The organism is Desulfovibrio sp., from assembly GCF_047607245.1.
Lineage (GTDB): Bacteria > Desulfobacterota > Desulfovibrionia > Desulfovibrionales > Desulfovibrionaceae > Desulfovibrio.
The window spans coordinates 1-18,445 of record NZ_JASGDK010000101.1 but is presented as its reverse complement, the minus strand read 5'-3'; the positions used below and the strand labels follow the sequence as shown (position 1 = coordinate 18,445).

The window sequence follows — 18,445 nt, the reverse complement described above, 5'->3', positions numbered from 1 at the left end:
GCCGCCGGAAGTCAGGTGTAGGAAAGAAGCCGCCCTTGCGAACTGTGTTTACAATTGTTCGCTAACCGAGCACGGGAGACATCCAGCCCCACCTGACAGCCGATCAGGTGACGCCGGAAAAACGGAACAGGTGTCCTTTGACGGCGGCAGGTTTCGCAAAAAGCGGAACACTGCTCCGGCACTTTCTCCACAGAGAATTTACCAATGTATTACAAAGGACAACCATAATTAAAAGAGTATCTGATGGTTTTTGCCTGGTCAAGGAAGGTAAAAATCCATTTTCCTGTACTGCATGTATAGTAAAACACCAACAGCCAGCTTTTCCTGCAGGCGATTATACGCCGAAAAACCGACGGGCATTTTGCCCGCACATGCGCCAGAGGTCTTCAGGCTCCTCTCCACGTGTTTCTGCAACGGTTCGCGCGGTAAATACCGTAAAGGCAGGTTCGTTGCGTTTGCCGCGCCAGGGCAGGGGCGCAAGATAGGGAGCGTCCGTTTCCAGCATGAGGCGGTCAGCCGGGATGCCAATCACGGCCTGCCGCAAATCTTCATTGGCTTTATACGTCACCGGGCCAGGTACAGAAATATGCCAACCGTTGCCTATGATGCGCCGGGCCAGATCCGGCCCCTTGCCGAAACAGTGCCACAGCAGGGGGTAATCTTTAAACCCCTGCGACTCCAGAACCATAAGAGTTTCTTCTTCGGCCTCGCGGCAATGGATGACCACAGGCCGCTCCACTTCGCGCGCCAGCCGCAACTGGGCGGAAAAAACCTCATACTGCACCTCGCGGGGGCAGTCGTCCCAGTAAAAATCCAGACCTATCTCACCCACCGCTTTCAGGCGGGGCTCCTCGCTGAAGGCACGGCGCATGGCCTCAAGCGTGTCGGGCATGCATTCCTGCCCGTGACAGGGATGGATGCCCAGCAGAAAGAACACCTCGGGGTGGCCGGCAAAATAGTGCCGTCTGGAGTTAAAATCTTCCGGCCCCAGAAAAACGTTGCCCACGTGGGCCACGCCACAGGCGCGGGCGCGCTCAAGCACGCTCTCCCGGTCCTGATCAAATTCTTCACCGTCCAGATGGGCATGGCTGTCCACGCCTTCAAGCGGCAGGGCTACGGAGATGGGATCAATGCGTTCAACGGATTTCTTGGACATACTTACCTCGCGCCGATACATATCAATGCGCGTGGGCAAGGGCAAGCCGGACCGGGCAAGCCCGGAAAAGGTTTACTGCGAACGATTCCAGGCGGCATTCAGCGCCATTGCCAAGCAAGGGCAATAGGACTATGCTTACGTGTTTCTATAATCCCAACGTATGATTTAACATAACCTTTCCGGGGGAAATATGCATCTCCGCAAACGTATATTGGTTACAGGCGGTTCAGGTTTTCTGGGTTCTCACCTGTGTGAACGGCTGCTCAACGAAGGGCACGAAGTTCTTTGCATGGACAATTTCTTTTCCAGTGCCCGTGCCAACGTTGAAGAGTTTCTCGACAACAGAAGGTTTGAACTCATCCGTCATGATGTGACCTTTCCCCTCTATGTGGAAGTGGACGAAATCTACAACCTGGCCTGCCCGGCCTCGCCCATACATTATCAGCACGACCCGGTGCAGACCATCAAGACCTGCGTTCACGGGGCCATCAACATGCTGGGCCTGGCCAAACGGCTCAAGGCGCGCATCTATCAGGCGTCCACCAGCGAAGTGTACGGCGACCCCGAAATCCATCCGCAGACCGAAGACTATTGGGGCCATGTGAACCCCAACGGCATCCGCTCCTGCTACGATGAAGGCAAACGCTGCGCCGAGGCCCTGTTCTTCGCCTACTGGCGTCAGGGCGGCCTGCCCATCAAGGTAGGACGCATTTTCAATACCTACGGCCCCAAGATGCATCCCAACGACGGCAGAGTGGTTTCCAACTTCATCATTCAGGCCCTCAAGGGTGAACCCATCACCATTTATGGTGACGGCAGCCAGACCCGCTCCTTCTGCTACGTCGATGACCTCATTGAATGTATGGTGCGTTTTATGGCCTCGCCCGAAGACTTCATTGGCCCGATGAATATGGGCAATCCCGGCGAATTCACCATCCGCGAACTGGCGGAAAAAGTTGTGGAAATGACGGGCAGCAAGTCTGTCATCAGCTACGAACCCCTGCCCGGCGACGACCCCAAACAGCGCAAGCCCGACATCACCCTTGCCCGCGAAAAACTGGGCTGGGAACCTCAGGTCAAGCTGGAAGACGGACTGAAAAAAACCATCGCCTACTTTGACGAGATGCTGAAACAGGGCATGGCCTAACCGCCACCCATAACCCCCAATGCTATGACGCTCTTTATTATAACCCTGCTCATCCTGACGGCCACGTCCGCCGCCACGGCACTGCTGGCACTACTGCCGCCAACGGCTGGCAACGGACGGGCCGCCAACCTGCTGGGCTCCTCCGGAGCCACAGCAGGTTGCCTGGCAGGGCTGTGCGCGCTGGCATTCTCTCCGTGGAGTGAAGCAGTTTCGCTGAGTCTGCCCTGGGGCCTGCCCATAGGGGCCTTTACCTTGGGGCTCGACCCTCTGAGCCGCATCTTTTTGCTGCCCGTATTCGGCCTGGGACTGGTGTGCTCCATATCCGGCGGCATGGCTCTGCGCCACGAACGGCCACAGGAGCACAATCTGGCGGCGCACTGGTTTTTCTACCTGCTGCTGCTTCTGGGTTTGACCCTCGTCATGGCCGCGCGCGATGCCGTGTTTTTCATGCTGTCGTGGGAGCTCATGTCCCTTGCGCCCTTCTTTCTCATTGATTTTTATGACGGCGACCGTCAGGTGCGCGACGCTTCGTGGGTCTACCTTGTGGCAGCCCATCTGGGCGCTGTTGCCCTCATGGCCTTTTTTGTTCTGCTTTGGCAAAGCACGGGAACAACGTCACTTGAAGTGCTGCAAGGCGGCGCTGTCATGCAGGGGGTTGTGCGCAACGCTGGCCCCGGCGTTCTGACGGCTCTCTTTGTGCTGGCGGTTCTGGGTTTCGGGGCCAAGGTGGGCCTTGGGCCAACGCATGTCTGGCTGCCGGAGGCCTATCCGGCTGCGCCCATACATGTGTCGGCCCTGCTTTCAGGGGCTATGATTAACGCTGGCCCTTACGGCATCATACGCAGCCTTGGCCTGTTGGCTCCACCCGGCACTGCGCCCGAATGGTGGGGATGGGCATTGCTGCTGACCGGCCTGGGCACGGGCATTGTTGGGATTCTGAAGGCCTTGGGGCAGAGTAACCTCAAGCGCCTGCTGGCATACTCCAGCGTTGAAAATATGGGCCTTATATTTATGGGCCTGGGCGCGGGCCTTATTGGCCTGTCCTGCGGCAACGCCTGGATAGCAACCCTCGGCATGGCGGGTTGCCTCATGCACATGCTGAACCACGCGGGGTTCAAGGGGCTGCTCTTCCTGTGCGCTGGCGAAGTGCTGTACGCCACGGGCACCGTGCGTATGGAACTGCTGGGCGGATTACAGAAGCGCCTGCCGCTGCTGGGGGCTTTTTTTGCTCTCGGGGTGGCGTCCATTGCCTGTCTGCCCCCCCTGAGCGGATTTGCCAGCGAACTTGTGCTGGCGCTCTCATTTCTTGACGGCCCCAACCTTCCCGGTCTGGAACGGCAGGTGGGTCTGCTGCTGGCGCTGGCGGGTCTGGCTCTTATCAGCGGCCTTGCCGTTGCCCTCTACACCAAGGCCTACGGCATCACTTTTCTGGGAGAGCCCCGCACAGGCTTTGCAGCCAATGCCCGCCCCCTGGGCTGGAGAATACTCTGGCCTCTGGCGCTTCTGGTCATCGTCTGCATAGCTGGTGGGCTGGCTGCCCCGGCGTTTTTTGATCTCGCCTCCATGACGGGCCTTGCCGCCCTACCCATGCCCAATGACATGCAGGCAGGAGCCGCAATGGGGCAGGAGCAGGCACGCACAAGCCTGGCTATGGTCTCTCTTGTGGGTTCCATTGCCCTTGGCCTCTCCCTGGCTGGCATCATTCTGCGCAAGCGGATGCTCAAGCGGCGCAAGGTTGCTTCCATGCCTACATGGAGCTGTGGTTATCAGGGTGGAACCGCCCGCATTCAGTATACTGACGCCGGATTCTCCGAACCGCTGGGTAAAGTTTTTGCGCCTGGCATGGGCCTTAACGTACGCCTGAATCTGGATTCCCGGCTGTTCCCGGAAAGGGCCACGGCCAGCGTCACCGCGCCTGACCGCCTGCGCAACGGCTTTTACACCCCTCTGTTCGAGGGCATAGAGCGTGTGTGCAATGCCTGCAAAATTATCCAGCACGGCAAGATTCACCTCTACATCCTGTATATCCTGGCCACTGTGGTGGGCTTGCTTATATGGGGGTTGAGCGCATGAAACAGAGCCTAATCGTCTATTTTGTGCAGTTTGTGCTGGCCCTTGTGCTTGCACCTCTGCTGCCCGGCATCATTAACAGGATAAAGGCCAAGTTTGCGGGCAGGCACGGCAAGCCCATACTGCAAACCTACTATGATCTTGCAAAGCTCATGCGCAAGGGCGAGGTCATCAGCCGCACCACCACCTGGATTTTCGCCTGCGGCCCCGCCATATCTCTGGCTACAACCCTGTGCGCTATAGCCTTGCTGCCTCTTGGCGGCGCTACCTCGCCCCTGGCCTTCACCGGGGACTTCATTTTGGCCGCGTACCTGCTGGGCATGGGGCGCTTTGCCATCATGCTGTCAGCCCTGGACACAGGCGCTGCCTTTGAAGGTATGGGCGCAAGCCGCGAAGCTACATTTTCCGCCTTGGCAGAACCTCTTTTTTTTCTGATTCTTCTTGTGCTTACCAGTGTAACGCTGGATATGGGGCACGGCCCGTACACGGCGTTTTCGCTTTCGTCCCTGTTCGGCGGACAAATCGCAGGAGCCTGGCTTACGGGCCGGGCAGAGTTGCTGCTTCTGCCCTGCATTCTCTTCATTCTGCTGCTGGTTGAAAACTGCCGTATTCCTGTGGACGATCCCAATACCCATCTGGAACTGACAATGATCCACGAGGCGATGGTACTGGACCACTCTGGCCCCAATCTGGCCATGATCGTTTACGGCGCGGCTCTCAAACTCTGGTTTTTCGCCGCTCTTATCGCTGGCCTGCTGACGCCCGCCCTGCCCCTGTGGCAACAGGCCGGCCTGCGCGTTGTCATTGTTTTGTTGCTGGCAGTCATTGTGGGCATTGTGGAATCCGTCATGGCCCGTCTGCGTATGGACCGTGTGCCCTACCTGCTTGGCAGCGCATCGGCTATGGCAGCCCTGGCCCTTATCCTGACGCAGGCGAGGTAGAGGCATGGAATCCGCACTGCAAAGTTTTCTGTTCATGCTCATGCTGAACAACCTGCTCATGCTGGGCACAACACGGCTCATGTGGCTCATACGCCTGACTGCCTTTCAGGGCATACTGCTGGCAGGCATGCTGCTGAGCCTGGAACATGCATTGCTGGCCGGAGCTGTGCTGCTTATCAAGGGCGCTCTTCTGCCCAGTCTGCTCTGGCGCACCCGCAAGCGCCTGCATTCGCACCAGCGCATGAAGCCCCGTCTGCACGTGGCAGTGGGAGTGCTGGCTGGCATGGGCGGCCTTGTGCTTTCATTGTGGCTTGAAGCGCGGCTGGTGAATTTGCCCGCCCTTTTTCCGCCGCAACTGCTGCCCACGGCCCTGACTACGCTTTTTTGCGGGCTTATTCTGGTGGTAGGCCGCACAACGGCCCTGTCTCAGGTCATCGGATACCTGATTGCAGAAAACGGAATTTTTCTGCTGGGCATGCCCCTCATGACCTCAGGCACAATGTGGTTTGAACTGGCCCTGCTGCTGGACGTGTTTGTGGCTGTTTTTGTTATGGGCATTGCCATCAACCACATCGGCAACACCTTTGAATCCATTGACGTGGGCCGTTTTCGCAACCTCAGGGACTGATGGACATGCTGGAAGCCTTGCTTTTTCTTCCGCTGGGTGCGGGATGTATCATCCTGCTCGGCACCAAGGCCATGTGCCGGGTTCTTCTGCCCCTGACGGCTCTTGGACATGTAGTTTTGGCCACCTGGACGACGCATGCCGTTGGTGCAGGAGCCGAACCCAAAGCCCTGAACGGTCTGCTGGCCCCCGACCCGCTTGGCACGCTTTTTCTCATGCTTGCCAGCCTTCTTTTTCTGGCGGCTTCTGTTTACGCAGTCTACTACCTTCGTGAAGAAGACCGGCTGGAAGTTCACGCAGATATTCATGGCGGCCCCGGTTTCACCAACGCGCCGCAACGCCGTCTGGCCGCCTGCCTTTGCTTTTTTCTTTCATCCATAACGCTTGTAACCACCACTCCCCATCTGGGCGCTTTATGGGTAGGCATAGAAGGCACCACACTTTCCAGCGCGCCGCTCATATATTTTCACAGGCATCAACGTTCTCTTGAGGCTACGTGGAAGTACCTCATCATCTGCTCTGTGGGCATTGCTCTGGCTATGGTAGGCAACATTCTGCTTTCCGTGGCTTTTTATACGCCGGAAGGTATGGAAGCTATGGTGGAAGGTATGGACCAGCTGGGCTGGTTTGTCAGCCATGCCCGGGCAGCGGAAGAAACGTGGCTCAAAGCGGCCTTTATTTTTTTGCTTGTGGGATACGGCACCAAAATGGGTCTGGCCCCACTGCACAACTGGCTTCCCGACGCGCACAGTCAGGCTCCTTCGCTGGTTTCTGCACTGCTTTCCGGCGCGCTGCTCAACTGCGCCATGCTTGGCATTCTGCGCGGTCACCAGATCATGCTGGCTGCCGGGCTTGGGGGATTCAGCGGCGGGTTGCTCAGCTTTTTCGGTCTTCTGTCGCTCATTACAGCGGCCATCTTTATTGTGGGGCAGGGCCACTACAAACGCATGCTGGCATACTCCAGCGTAGAACACATGGGCATACTGGCGCTTGGCGTAGGCGTGGGCGGGCTGGCCGTATCAGGGGCCATGCTGCATGCCGTTTGCCACTCGCTGACCAAATGCATGCTCTTTCTGCTTTCCGGCAATATTCTGGCCCGCTACCACACGTTTTCAAGCTATGACATCCGGGGCATGCGCTGGACCATGCCCGTGACCGGGGCGTTATGGATGGCTGGTTTTCTGGCCGTGGCCGGTTCACCGCCCTTCGGCATCTTCATCAGTGAGTTCATCATCTTCAAGGGCATGCTGGCAGCGGATTCTCCCCTGATTGCCACAACCTATCTGCTGGCCCTTGCCGTAATTTTTGTCGGCCTTTCCGTTGCAGTGCTGCGCATGGTGCAGGGCAATCGCCCCGTAGACATGCCTCAAAGCCAAAAGGAACCCCTGCTGAGCGTGCTGCCGCCCCTGATTCTGGGGGTGGCCGTTCTTACCCTCGGTTTGTGGATACCCGACTGGTTGTGGAATTTCTTGCGGCAGGCCGCAGCCCTTATAGGCGGTTAGGGAAACGCTGATTTTATTCCGTTTGGCGGCGTTCCTTCGCTTTTTTGAAACAGTCGGGGACGGAAGAGTCCACTCCTGGTTCAAAAAAAGATCGCGCCTTGCCAAACGAAATAACTGCGCGTTTCCAAAAGGCTCTTTAATCAGTGCTTCCTTAGAGCATTTCAACTTTGAAATGCTCCGGTGGCTGCGTGAGCAGACGCCCGCCGCGGAGGCGTAAGCGTAGCTTCAGCCGTTGCGACGCAGGAAGCTACGGATGAAGACAGCACCGCTATTCATTTGCGCGGTTAAACGCCGTAGTGAGCGTGTCATCCACTTTGAGAATATATATTTTCAAAGTGGATCTGCTCTAGGAGGATATAATGTCGTTCGACTACCGCGAGGCGGTTGACCTGAAAAAAGTAACGCGCTTTTCCGTGGCGGAACTGCGCGATCATGTCCGTCATGCCCTGGCTGGCGGCTGGCGCGTCTTGGCTTTTTTCGGCATCCCGGAAGAAAAAATCGTTAACGGGCAGCGCGACGCGGGCATTGCCCCCACGCGCCCCGTGCCCATTGTTTTGTGCTGCGTTCTGGCACATGACGGCACGCGCCGCCTCATGGCCCGCTGTACGAATCCGGTGACGGCCTTCATGTCGCTGACGCCCGATTTGCCCCAGATGCACTACTTTGAGCGTGAAATTTATGAACAATGGGGTGTGGAGCCAGTAGATCACCCCTGGCTCAAAAGCGTAAGGCGCACCCCTGACAGCTCAGAGGCCCAGGCCCGCAATGCGGCGGCAGCAGCTGGCAACGAAACCAGCCCCGCAGCTGAAGGCCTGCCAGCAGCCGCTGTAACGGAAAATACGGCAACGCCCCAGCCCACCGCCCAACCCTACCCCTTTTACCGGGTTGAGGGGGCGGAGGTGCACGAGGTGGCCGTAGGCCCGGTGCACGCAGGAATCATCGAACCGGGGCATTTCCGCTTTCAATGCTATGGCGAAAATGTACTGCATCTGGAAGTTGCCCTGGGCTACCAGCACCGCGGGCTGGAGGACATGCTTGTTTATGGCCCCGCCGCCCGGCGCCTTCACTTGCTGGAATGCGCCGCCGGAGACAGTACCGTTGCCCATGCCACGGCCCATTGCGTCCTGCTTGAGCGCATGACGGGGCACGCCCCCGACGAACGCGCCCAGTTGCTGCGCCGCATTGGTCTGGAGCTGGAACGTCTGGCCAACCACACAGGCGATCTGGGAGCCCTTGCCGGGGATGCTGGTTTTCTACCCACGTCCTCCTGGAATGGCCGGATTCGTGGAGATTTTCTGAACATGACCGCCAGCCTGTGCGGCAATCGCTTCGGGCGAGGCCTGTTGCGCCCCGGCGGCGTGGCATACGGCCTTGATTCGCAGGAATGCGTAAACCTGCTCGACCGGGCGCGGGCAGCCTGGCAGGACGTGCGTGGGGCAGTAGATGTCATGCTGGAAGCCGTGACAGTGCGCGACCGCCTTGTGGACATTGGCATGCTTGAAACTGGCACCGCCCGCCAATTGAATATGGTGGGAGTGCCCGCCCGCGCCTGCGGCCTGGATGTGGACGCCCGCTTTCACGCGCCGCTCAGCAATCTACCCTGTGAAGGATGCGCCCCCCGGCTGGAAATAACGGGCGACGTTATGGCCCGGGCCAAAGTGCGCAGCCGCGAGCTGGACGACAGCTTGCGCCTGCTGGAACTTGACCTCCCCCGCTTGTCTGCCCTGCCAGTACAGGCAGGCGCACCTTCCGCCGATCCAGCAGATCGTCAGGACAACTCGTCCCTCGCTACGCCAGAAAAAAATTCTGATACGCCCCGCGATTTTACAGATCTGCCACCACATACGCTTGCTGTTGCCCAGGTGGAGGGCTGGCGTGGCGAAGTCTGCCACGTGTCCGTCACTGACTCGCAAGGCCGCCTGCTGGTCTACAAGGCAATAGATCCCTCGTTCCATAACTGGACAGGATTGGCCATAGCTCTGCGTGGTAACCAGATTTCAGACTTTCCCCTCTGCAACAAGAGTTTCAACCTCTCTTATTGCGGGCATGACCTGTGAGGTTTTGACATGCTGCGCATTATCAAGGAACGCATTCGCCAGAAGTACCATACTCTGGATTATCCCCGTAAGCAGCCCACGTTGTCGCCCCAGTTTATGGGCAGACCCAGCCTCACGGCTGTTGACTGCGGCGACTGCCGCGCCTGCTACGCAGCCTGCCCCACAGGGGCCTTGTTGCCCACGGAAGCTGCGCCGCACGGCACGCCCACGCTGGACATGGGACGCTGCACCTTTTGCGGGGCCTGCCGCGCTGCCTGCCCCAAACAGGCCATAGCTTTCACGGGTGAGCACCGCATGGCTGTCTTCAGGCGTGAAGACCTGCTGGTTGTTCCGGGTCAGCCTGCTCCACTGGGGGCTACGCCAGCCGTGCCCGGCAAATTTTCCGTCTTCAGGCGCTCGCTCAAGCTGCGCCAGATCAGTGCTGCGGGCTGTGCCGCCTGTGAGGCCGACTGCAATGTGCTCGGCACCCTGGTTTACGACCTGCCGAAATTTGGCATCGACTTTGTCGCTTCGCCGCGTCATGCGGACGGCATTGTGCTGACCGGGCCTGTTTCTGAAAATATGCGTCTGGCCGCCATAGATACTTACAACGCCATACCCGAACCGCGTCTAGTAGTGGCGGTAGGAGCCTGCGCCATATCGGGCGGGCTTTTCCGCGACGGAGCACAGTGCAATAACGGCATTACGGATATTTTGCCCGTAGACCTTTTTGTGCCGGGCTGCCCGCCCAATCCCTGGACCATACTCGACGGATTGCTGGCCCTGCGGAAATAAAATCTCCGTAAGAAACAGGCGGATCACCCCAAAGAGATGATCCGCCTTATAGAAGACGTTTATCCTGAAATGTGTTGCAGAGAGGAACTTTTTTCCAAAGGAGCCTCACCGGGACTGCATACTCCTGCTTCAATCTTTTGCAGTAATTCTCCTGACCTGAAACAGAGTCTCCGGGGAGCGCCCCTTGGCCTCAAAAGCATCTACTATGCTACCGTGCGATGCCAAAATATTCGGGGACCAATTAACGCAACTTAACTTTGAGAATACAGCTCTCAAAACTTTCAAGTCGTTCACTGTGCCGCTTACCATGCAATAACTCGCCTACTTCCCATCGCCCAGCTTTGCCAGAAGGGTTTTGCGGTTGATGCCCAGGCGGCGCGCAGCTTCGCTTTTGTTGCCGCCGACCTGTTCAAGGGTATCCTGCACGGCCAGCCGCTCAATTTCATCCAGCGTCATGTTGGCAAAATCCAGCCGTGACGGACGCGGGCTTTCTTCTTCGGCCTCGGCAATGGTAGGCGGCAATTCACGCTCACTGATATATTCGCCCACCAGCAGCACAACGGCCCGTTCTACGGCATTTTCCAGCTCGCGCACGTTGCCGGGCCATGTGTGTTTGACGAGGCGGTCCATAGCCGCGGGGGTGAATCCCTTGACCATTTTGCCGTTGCGCTCTGCAAAAATCTTCATGAAATGCATGGCCAGCAAGGGAATATCCTCATGCCGCTCGCGCAGGGGCGGCAGCTGCAAGGAAACCACATTAAGCCGATAGTAAAGATCCTGCCGAAAACGCCCCTCTTCCACCTCAAGGGCCAGATCCTTGTTTGTAGCTGCCAGAATGCGCACATCTACCTTGAGAGTCTGGTCACCGCCTACGCGTTGCAGTTCACGCTCCTGAATGACGCGCAACAGTTTGACCTGCATAGACAGGGGAATTTCGCCAATTTCATCCAGAAAGATAGTGCCCTTGTTGGCCGCCAGAAAGCGCCCTTCGCGCCGCTTTTCCGCTCCGGTAAAGGCTCCTTTTTCGTGGCCAAACAGCTCGGATTCCAGCAGAGTTTCCGAAAGAGCGGCACAGTTTACCGCCACATACGGCCCCTTGCCTCGATTGCTGTTGGCGTGAATGAGCTTGGCGATGACTTCCTTGCCCGTGCCGGATTCACCAGTGATGAGCACAGTAGCTTCGGAAGGCGCAATGGCTGAAACCAGCCCAAGCACCTGACGCATGGCCGGGCTCTGACCAATGACGTTACGGGAATCGACATTCGCGGCCAGCTCATGACGCAAAGCGCGTACCTCATCCCGCAGATTGGCGTGATCAAGCGAACGTTGCAGGGCAAGTTTGAGGGCGTCAAAGGCCAAAGGCTTGGTGAGGTAGTCGTAAGCGCCAGCCTTGAGGGCTTCTACTGCGTTGGCCACATCGGAGTACGCAGTCATGATCAAGACCGGGATAGCCGGGTTATAGCTCTTGATGGCGCGGGTGGCCTCAATGCCGCTCATGCCGCCCATGCGCACGTCCATAAGGATGAGGTCAAAGGGGCTTTCCTGACACAGGGCCACGGCTTCTTCGCCGTTATCTACAGTGACGAGATCATAGCCCCACTCTTCAAGCAGGGCGCGCAACATTTCGCGGTGGTTGTGGTCGTCGTCCACCACCAGCAGTTTAACAGCCGAAGTTGCACTCATGAAGGCATTCCTCAATAGTCTTGGTTTGTATCAAATGGCGCCGCGCCGCCTGGCCCGGCGCCCCGAATCTGAGGCAGATCAGCTTTGAGAACGCATATTCTCAAAGCTTAAAACACATTCGTTACGGCGCTTAAGAGAGCAAATAAACAGACGAACTGTCTTCATTCGTAACACTCGGGAGCAACGGCTGAAGCTGCGCTCACCCAATGGCCAGGGCATTTTAATGTGAATATGCCCTACTTCTGATGCAGACCCGCCGGAGTCGCTACATCCTTGCCACGCACCGGAAACACAAGAATAAATTCAGTGCCTTGTCCCGGTGCTGAATTCACGCTGACGCTTCCGCCGTGGCCTTCGACAATCTGATAAACAATAGCAAGGCCAAGGCCAGTGCCCGAAGGTTTGGTGGTAAAATACGGCGTGAAAATGGCCGCCTGAATATCCCGCGGGATTCCGGGGCCATTGTCGCCCACAGTGATGCTGAAGGTCTGTCCGTCTGGCGACAGGCGCGCCCCAACACGCAGGCGCCCGCCCTCACCCATAGCCTGTACGGCATTGAGAAAGAGATTGAGCAGGGCCTGGGTAAGGCGCTCTGTATTGACACGCACCGGAGGCAAACCGGAAGGCACGTTAAGGCTGACTTGTATATTTCTGGCGCTCACGTCTGCCTCGGCCAGACGCAGGGCACGGTTGATGACCTCGGCAAGGTCGGCATCAGCCGTATTGATGGCCCCCGGCCTGGCGAATTCCAGCAGTTCGGAAACCACGCGGTCCAGCCTGTCTACTTCGTCAATCATGCGTTGCGCGGCTTCCTCTTCGCGGCCTCCCGGCATCATACGCTTGGCGATATACAAGGCCACGCCCTTGATGGTGCTCAGGGGATTACGCACTTCGTGCGCCACGCCAGCGGCCAGATGCCCCAAAGCAGACAAGCGGTCATTACGCTGCGCGTCTGCCTGCAGACGTTTGACTTCGGTAATATCCCGCAGAATGAACACATTACCCAGAAAAACCCCATCCTGATTGCTTATGGAGGCTGCGCTGAGGCTGATGACTGCGCCCGTGCGCCCGGTTGTAAGCACACACTCACGTTCAAACACCTTGCGGCCCCCGGCAAGTTCCGCCACAAGCGCTGTCCAGTCCAACCCGGGCAGCCCTGTCAACGGAGCATGCACAGCTGTGGCACGGTCGAGTTCGAACATGCCAAGGGCAATGTCATTGACCATAGCTACCCTACCTGACGGATCGCTGGTCAAAAGACCCAGCGGCAGATTGGCCATCACCTCCGAGGCCATTGCGCGGGAGTCGCGGAGCATGCGGCGCGAGCGCCGGTAGTTATGCGCCCAGAACAGGGACACAAAGCCAGCCAGACCCAAGGCAGCCACCATAAGCGCTGACAGAACGTTGTAGCGTAAATCGGCTGCCAGGGCTGCCTCAAACGGTTTAAGGTCAAGGCCGACCACAACTACGCCCTGTTGTTGTCTGGGTTGCCCCGGCTGTAGAGGAGCAGGCTTCCACGCGCTGGAGCCTCCCAAGGCTTCAGCGCCGCTTCCTCCCGGTCTGCCGCCAGGCGAAAAACCACCCATGCCGCCATACATATTTTCACCCATTGGCGGGGCATGGTCCGGGGGAACCATTCTTCTGGGCGACATGGGCCCATGCGGCATATCTGTTCCCATCATTCCCCGGTTCCGGCTCATGTGTTGTCCGTGCCCACGCATGGGCATGGGAATGGGACGATCGTCTTCCAGAGGCACAAAAGCCCGGTATACCTCAAAAACTTTCCTGTCTCCCCACTGACGCAAGCGCCACGCGGGTTTTTCCGTCACCTGCACCCCCGTGGGCATAATGAGGGCCAGAGCCTTTTCACCTTGCTGTACCTGCGCGCTGCTTCCGCTGCTGTCAGAGCTTCCTTGCCCCGGTATGAGCGCGTCAACTCCGGCCCGGTTTCTTTCGCGAACACGCAAGGGCACGCTGTATGCCTGTATTTCGCCTGCATTGTCGGCCACTGCCATAAAAACAATGCCGGGCTGTTTGGCTGTTTCTGTCAGCAGTGACTGCAAGCCGTCCGGGGTGCCCAGGGGCGTGCACAGGCCAGTGCGAGCGCCAGCCTCCAGAGCCCATATAAGGGCTTCGGCCCGGTCCATGAGGTTCTGAATCATATAGGTTTTGCCGCGCTGGTTACTGCGCACGGCCAGGGCTGAAATGGCCAGACCAAGAATGATCGCCATGCCCACAACCATCCAGGGAGAAAGCCCCAAGTGCAGGGCTTTTAATCCTCTGGCGGAAAATACTCTTGAAAATCTGCTCTTCATGGGGCGTCCTTACGAAGTGGGATGCCTGTATTATGTATTTTTTACCCAGAGGGTCAAGCCCGGTGGTAAAAATAGGACACAGTAAATGCCACATGAGTAAAAAACGGACAAATCACGGATTCCTGCATAGCGCCCTCAGAGCGCCCCATATAAATAAAATAATATATTACAAGTATTTACAAGAACAGAACAACTTTGGCACGCGCTTTGCCTTATAGGGGGCAAGAGCGCGTGAAAACGCGCAAACAGGTGACAGCGCCACCCAGCCCGGATGCAGGGCGCGCCCGACCTCACCGGGAGGATATATGCATACTTGCAATTTTATGGATTACTTCGGATGGGGCGGCGGTTGGACAGGAATGCTTATTGCGGTCGCGGTACTGGCTCTGGCTATTTACTTTGTATGCCGACTTTTCAGCCGCAAACCCTGTAACTTTGACCGCCGGGATACACTGAACATTTTGAAACACCGCCTTGCTTCCGGCGAAATAACGCAGGAAGAATACGAAAAGCTCAAAAACGTGATCTGACCCACCTGGCAACAGGAAATGGTCAAGACCACCTAACATATAGATAGAACAAAGGAGACTGTCATGAAAACCTCTACCCTCAAACCTTCCCTGCTTATTGCATCCCTGGCCTTTGTGTTCGCCCTGGCCCTCACCGCTCTGCCTGCCCAGGCCCAAAATGCCACAAGCACCGGAACTGCCTCTCCCTGGTGCGGCAATGGCAACGGCAACGGTGGTAATGGCTCCCACGGCCCCCACGGCGGAAATCACATGGGCTGGTAAGCCCCGGCTGCAGACGCCCTGCAAAACCAAGGACAACACATGAGACGCCTTAAAAAAGTTCTTGGCAGATACACACAACAGCGGCGTCACTGTTCGGCTGCAGCGGCCTTAGGGGGTCGGGCTGGCAAGGCAGAAACGGCATATACGGCCCCCTATATTACCCACTTGCAGACACAGTAACGACGCCTGATGGCGGCAACGCCCTCAACGCAAACAAAAAACTTCGGCCTCTGCCGAAACCCATAAAGGACATCACCATGAAAAGATCTAAACTTGCTTCCACTTCCGCAGCTCTCGCCCTTGTAGCCCTGCTCGGCACCGCTGGCATCGCCAGCGCCCAGGATCAAGCCCCCATGGGACCGATGGGCGGCCAGATGGGCTCTCAGATGGGCCCCCACATGGGACCGCACATGAATATGACCACTGAGCAGATGAACGCCATGCAGGCTATACATCAGGAATTTGGCCCCAAGATGCAGCCCCTGTTCCAGCAGAAGTACGGCAAACAGGCTGAAATCAATGCCCTTCTTTACCAGGGTGTAAAGGCAGACGACCCCAAAATCCTGAGCCTGCAGAAAGACGTGAAGGACGTGGACAACAAGCTGTATCAGCTTGACAGCGCCATGCGCAAGCAGATGCAGGACAAGGGCGTGCCCTTTATGGGTGGCCACGGCATGGGCCGCGGTATGATGGGTGGTATGGGCGGCATGGACTGCCCCGGCATGGGCGGCAAGGGCATGATGGGCGGCAAGGGCCACGGCGGCCACGGTGGCCCCGGCATGCACGGTAATGGCCAGTACATGAACGGCATGATGGACCAAACCACAACCAGCGCGCCCGCTGACGCCAAGAAGAACTAACTTTTCCAGCCCAAGCAAAAAAATGGGCGGCTGTAAAACAGCCGCCCTCTCAAACAGACCAAGCCAAACCGGACCAGTCACAATTTGCCTGTACTGGCCTGGCATAACAAACCCATAGCAATCCTGAGAAAGCCACCCTCAGAATAAACGTTCCCTGAACGGCTCCGCCAGAACAAACCAGCCCACCAAAGACTGGCGGAGCCAATTCAAACATGAAAACCCTGACACGCAAGAATTGACACGCAAATCCCTTCACACTCCACTCCCACAAACCAAAAAGGCCGTGAACCCCTGATGTTCACGGCCTTTTTGCATTGCGATGCCAAGGAAAAGCTAGACGTTATAGTCCCCGCGGTTGAATTTGAACTTTTCTGTGGTGGCAAGCACCTCCAGATTGTTCACCAGGGTATCCAGGCCGGGATTTTGCCCGCGCAAGCCCGCAGTGTTTTCCTTCAGTGAGGCAACCTGGCCGTCAATGCCCTGCAAAAGGGCATATGCTTGGCGCAGGGAACCATTTTCGCCGGCATTACCCAGGGTGCTGACGTAAGAATCCCACATATCCAATGTGCCGGAAGCCTGATTAAAGGCATCCTTCAGAACATCTTCAGTGGGGTTTGCTTCATCAGCTTCACCGGTAGCGCCAAGCAGCATCTGGCTTATCATGGACGCCTGGGAAGCCTGGGCCGTCTGCATGCTGCCAATAGAGGGCGTACCCTCGGCAGTAGAAGACGCCCCAACGCCGCCAAGCCCCAACTGTTCGGCCAGGGCGGCTTCAAAGCCTGCTCCCTGGCTGCCCGGCTTGCGGACTGTGCCGGAGGACTGCTCCTGCTGGCGAAGCAGGGCTTCCAATTGTTCATTATTGATCTTCATGTCGCCTCCAGGGTTGGCGTTCCGCATTTGTAGCCTTATTATGCAAAAAGCCTGCCAAGGTTCTATATCACTCAACTGCCTGATTTTATAACCTTGCCATACATTTTGAAGGGAAATTTTTTCCCTTGCCCCAAGCATATGCTCTGCAAAAGACCTTGTCTATTGCTGTAAAAAAACCTAGAATTTAACAAAGATTACGCGAAACAGCCTCAACCCCGCCAGCATGGCGGTCAAACTGAACGTAATTCACAGGCTGTGCTTTTTTAACCTTATCATCCCACGGGGAACAGGAGCTTGCCATGAAGGAAATCAAAAAGATTCTTTGCGCGGTAGACCTCTCCGAACACAGCAAGGATGTAGCCGAATACGCCGTGCTGCTTGCAAAGGGATTGAACGCAAGCGTCGTGGTTGTATACACCGCTCCCTCGCTGAGCCAGTACGTTGGCTTTCATGTGCCTCCCAACACCATTGAAAACTTTGTAGGCGAAATAGTTTCTGGCGCTGAAAAATCAATGGAATCTTTCGTTGCCGAAAATTTTGCCGGCGTAACTGCCACAGGCAAGGTTCTCATCGGTTACGCCGCCGAAGAAATCCTGGCTCATGCCAAGGAAGAAGCGGCTGACGTCATTGTTATGGGTACGCATGGCCGTAAGGGTATTGACAGAATCCTCTTCGGCTCCGTTGCTGAAAAGGTGGTCAAAAACGCCGACATGCCCGTACTGACCGTTCGTCCTTCCTAAAAACATGCCTCCCGCCCGCCACGGCGGTGATTTAAGGCATACCGTTTCGCCGGGTTGACCCGAGCGCGGAACAGGGTACCCAGGCAAAACAGCACTCAGGGCCGTGTCTCTACACAAAAGAGACACGGCCCGTAAACAATCCCCTTGTTGCCGAGAGCCTATGCCCCGGCTGTGGAGAAGACATGTCCCAGATCAGCGTGCGGCAGGAAATTCTTGCCCTGAAGGCCTATGTTCCCGGCCTGTCCATTGCCGAAATCCAGCAAAAGTACAATCTTGCCCAGGTCATCAAGATGGCCAGCAACGAAAATCCGCTGGGCATGCCGCCTCTGGCCCGTGAAGCCGTGCAACGCCATGCAGGCATGGGCTTTCGGTATCCCCAGGGGGGCAATCCCCGTCTGGTGGAAGCTCTGGCAAAACGCCACGGGCTTGATCCACGGCACGTGGTTGTGGGAAACGGCTCCGACGAAATCATAGACCTGCTCATTCGCATTCTGGCCGAACCCGGCGTGCACAACCTGGTTTGCTTTGAACCGTGCTTCAGCATCTACCCCATTCAGGGCCGCATCAGTGGCGTTGAAGTGCGCCGCCATCCTCTCAATGCTGATTTTTCTTTTGATTTTGACGGGCTGCTTTCCAAGGTAGACGCCAATACCCGTCTTGTTTTCATCACCACGCCAGACAATCCCTCAGGCTACTGCCCTCCTCGTGATGAAGTGGCGCAACTGGCCGCCAAACTCGCCCAAATTGCGCCCGCCTGCCTGCTTGTGATTGACGAAGCCTATATGGACTTTGCGGAAAGCGAACCGGATTCTTCTCTTCTTGCCAGTGGCGAACTGCCAGAAAATGCGGCATTCATGCGCACCTTTTCCAAGAGCTTCGGCCTGGCTGGCATGCGTGTGGGCTACGGCATTTTG

At 57.2% G+C, this 18,445-nt stretch carries 16 protein-coding genes; 12 read left to right on the top strand and 4 right to left on the bottom strand.

The features are described 5' to 3' along the window. Positions 1-334 precede the first annotated feature (334 nt). Positions 335-1,156 carry a TatD family hydrolase gene (locus QM579_RS08265; protein ID WP_414998692.1) on the bottom strand — a complete coding sequence of 274 codons (822 nt, stop codon included), beginning with the start codon at positions 1,154-1,156 and terminating at the stop codon, positions 335-337. 190 nt (positions 1,157-1,346) lie between these two features. Here QM579_RS08265 and QM579_RS08260 point away from each other — a divergent pair, with 190 nt between their 5' ends. The 7 genes from QM579_RS08260 (at position 1,347) to QM579_RS08230 (ending at position 10,272) form a co-directional block, all read left to right on the top strand. Further along, entirely contained in the window at positions 1,347-2,303 is a 957-nt protein-coding gene (locus QM579_RS08260; RefSeq protein WP_414998691.1) for a UDP-glucuronic acid decarboxylase family protein, read from the top strand. A 24-nt stretch (positions 2,304-2,327) separates the two neighbouring features. Beyond that, on the top strand, positions 2,328-4,376 hold the full coding sequence (locus QM579_RS08255; RefSeq protein ID WP_414998690.1) for a proton-conducting transporter membrane subunit: 2,049 nt from the start codon (positions 2,328-2,330) through the stop codon (positions 4,374-4,376). Then, complete coding sequence (locus QM579_RS08250; protein WP_414998689.1) at positions 4,373-5,314, top strand: respiratory chain complex I subunit 1 family protein; 942 nt, start codon at positions 4,373-4,375, stop codon at positions 5,312-5,314. Before QM579_RS08255 ends, QM579_RS08250 begins: the two co-directional genes overlap by 4 nt. 4 nt (positions 5,315-5,318) lie before the next feature. Beyond that, positions 5,319-5,942, top strand: coding sequence for a hydrogenase-4 component E (locus QM579_RS08245; RefSeq protein ID WP_414998688.1), 624 nt, complete (start codon positions 5,319-5,321; stop codon positions 5,940-5,942). A gap of 5 nt (positions 5,943-5,947) precedes the next feature. Continuing rightward, complete coding sequence (locus tag QM579_RS08240) at positions 5,948-7,441, top strand: proton-conducting transporter membrane subunit (RefSeq protein ID WP_414998710.1); 1,494 nt, start codon at positions 5,948-5,950, stop codon at positions 7,439-7,441. Between the two features lie 359 nt (positions 7,442-7,800). After that, complete coding sequence (locus QM579_RS08235; protein ID WP_414998687.1) at positions 7,801-9,498, top strand: hydrogenase; 1,698 nt, start codon at positions 7,801-7,803, stop codon at positions 9,496-9,498. Positions 9,499-9,507: 9 nt separating this feature from the next. After that, the gene (locus tag QM579_RS08230) at positions 9,508-10,272 is read left to right on the top strand and encodes a 4Fe-4S dicluster domain-containing protein (protein WP_414998686.1); all 765 of its coding nucleotides are present in this window, start codon (positions 9,508-9,510) and stop codon (positions 10,270-10,272) included. A 321-nt stretch (positions 10,273-10,593) separates the two neighbouring features. On the opposite strand, the gene QM579_RS08225 is transcribed toward QM579_RS08230, so the two are convergent. Together QM579_RS08225 and QM579_RS08220 are read right to left on the bottom strand one after the other, a co-directional pair. Continuing rightward, on the bottom strand, positions 10,594-11,955 hold the full coding sequence (locus QM579_RS08225) for a sigma-54-dependent transcriptional regulator (protein WP_414998685.1): 1,362 nt from the start codon (positions 11,953-11,955) through the stop codon (positions 10,594-10,596). A 236-nt stretch (positions 11,956-12,191) separates the two neighbouring features. After that, a complete protein-coding gene (locus tag QM579_RS08220; protein WP_414998684.1) occupies positions 12,192-14,270 on the bottom strand; it encodes an ATP-binding protein in 2,079 nt (692 codons plus the stop codon). Between the two features lie 305 nt (positions 14,271-14,575). Here QM579_RS08220 and QM579_RS08215 point away from each other — a divergent pair, with 305 nt between their 5' ends. From QM579_RS08215 to QM579_RS08205, 3 genes are all read left to right on the top strand, one after another. Next, positions 14,576-14,800: an SHOCT domain-containing protein gene (locus tag QM579_RS08215; protein ID WP_414998683.1), complete on the top strand. Its 225-nt coding sequence runs from the start codon at positions 14,576-14,578 to the stop codon at positions 14,798-14,800. Between the two features lie 63 nt (positions 14,801-14,863). Further along, a complete protein-coding gene (locus tag QM579_RS08210; RefSeq protein ID WP_414998682.1) occupies positions 14,864-15,061 on the top strand; it encodes a hypothetical protein in 198 nt (65 codons plus the stop codon). Positions 15,062-15,318: 257 nt separating this feature from the next. Then, entirely contained in the window at positions 15,319-15,921 is a 603-nt protein-coding gene (locus QM579_RS08205) for a hypothetical protein (protein ID WP_414998681.1), read from the top strand. 333 nt (positions 15,922-16,254) lie between these two features. On the opposite strand, the gene QM579_RS08200 is transcribed toward QM579_RS08205, so the two are convergent. Continuing rightward, positions 16,255-16,791, bottom strand: a complete 537-nt coding sequence (locus QM579_RS08200) for a hypothetical protein (protein ID WP_414998680.1) — start codon at positions 16,789-16,791, stop codon at positions 16,255-16,257. Between the two features lie 299 nt (positions 16,792-17,090). Between QM579_RS08200 and QM579_RS08195 the strand changes: the two genes are divergently transcribed. Next, the gene (locus QM579_RS08195; protein WP_414998679.1) at positions 17,091-17,531 is read left to right on the top strand and encodes a universal stress protein; all 441 of its coding nucleotides are present in this window, start codon (positions 17,091-17,093) and stop codon (positions 17,529-17,531) included. 182 nt (positions 17,532-17,713) lie between these two features. Further along, on the top strand, positions 17,714-18,445 hold a 732-nt coding region (locus QM579_RS08190; RefSeq protein ID WP_414998678.1), incomplete at its 3' end, for a pyridoxal phosphate-dependent aminotransferase.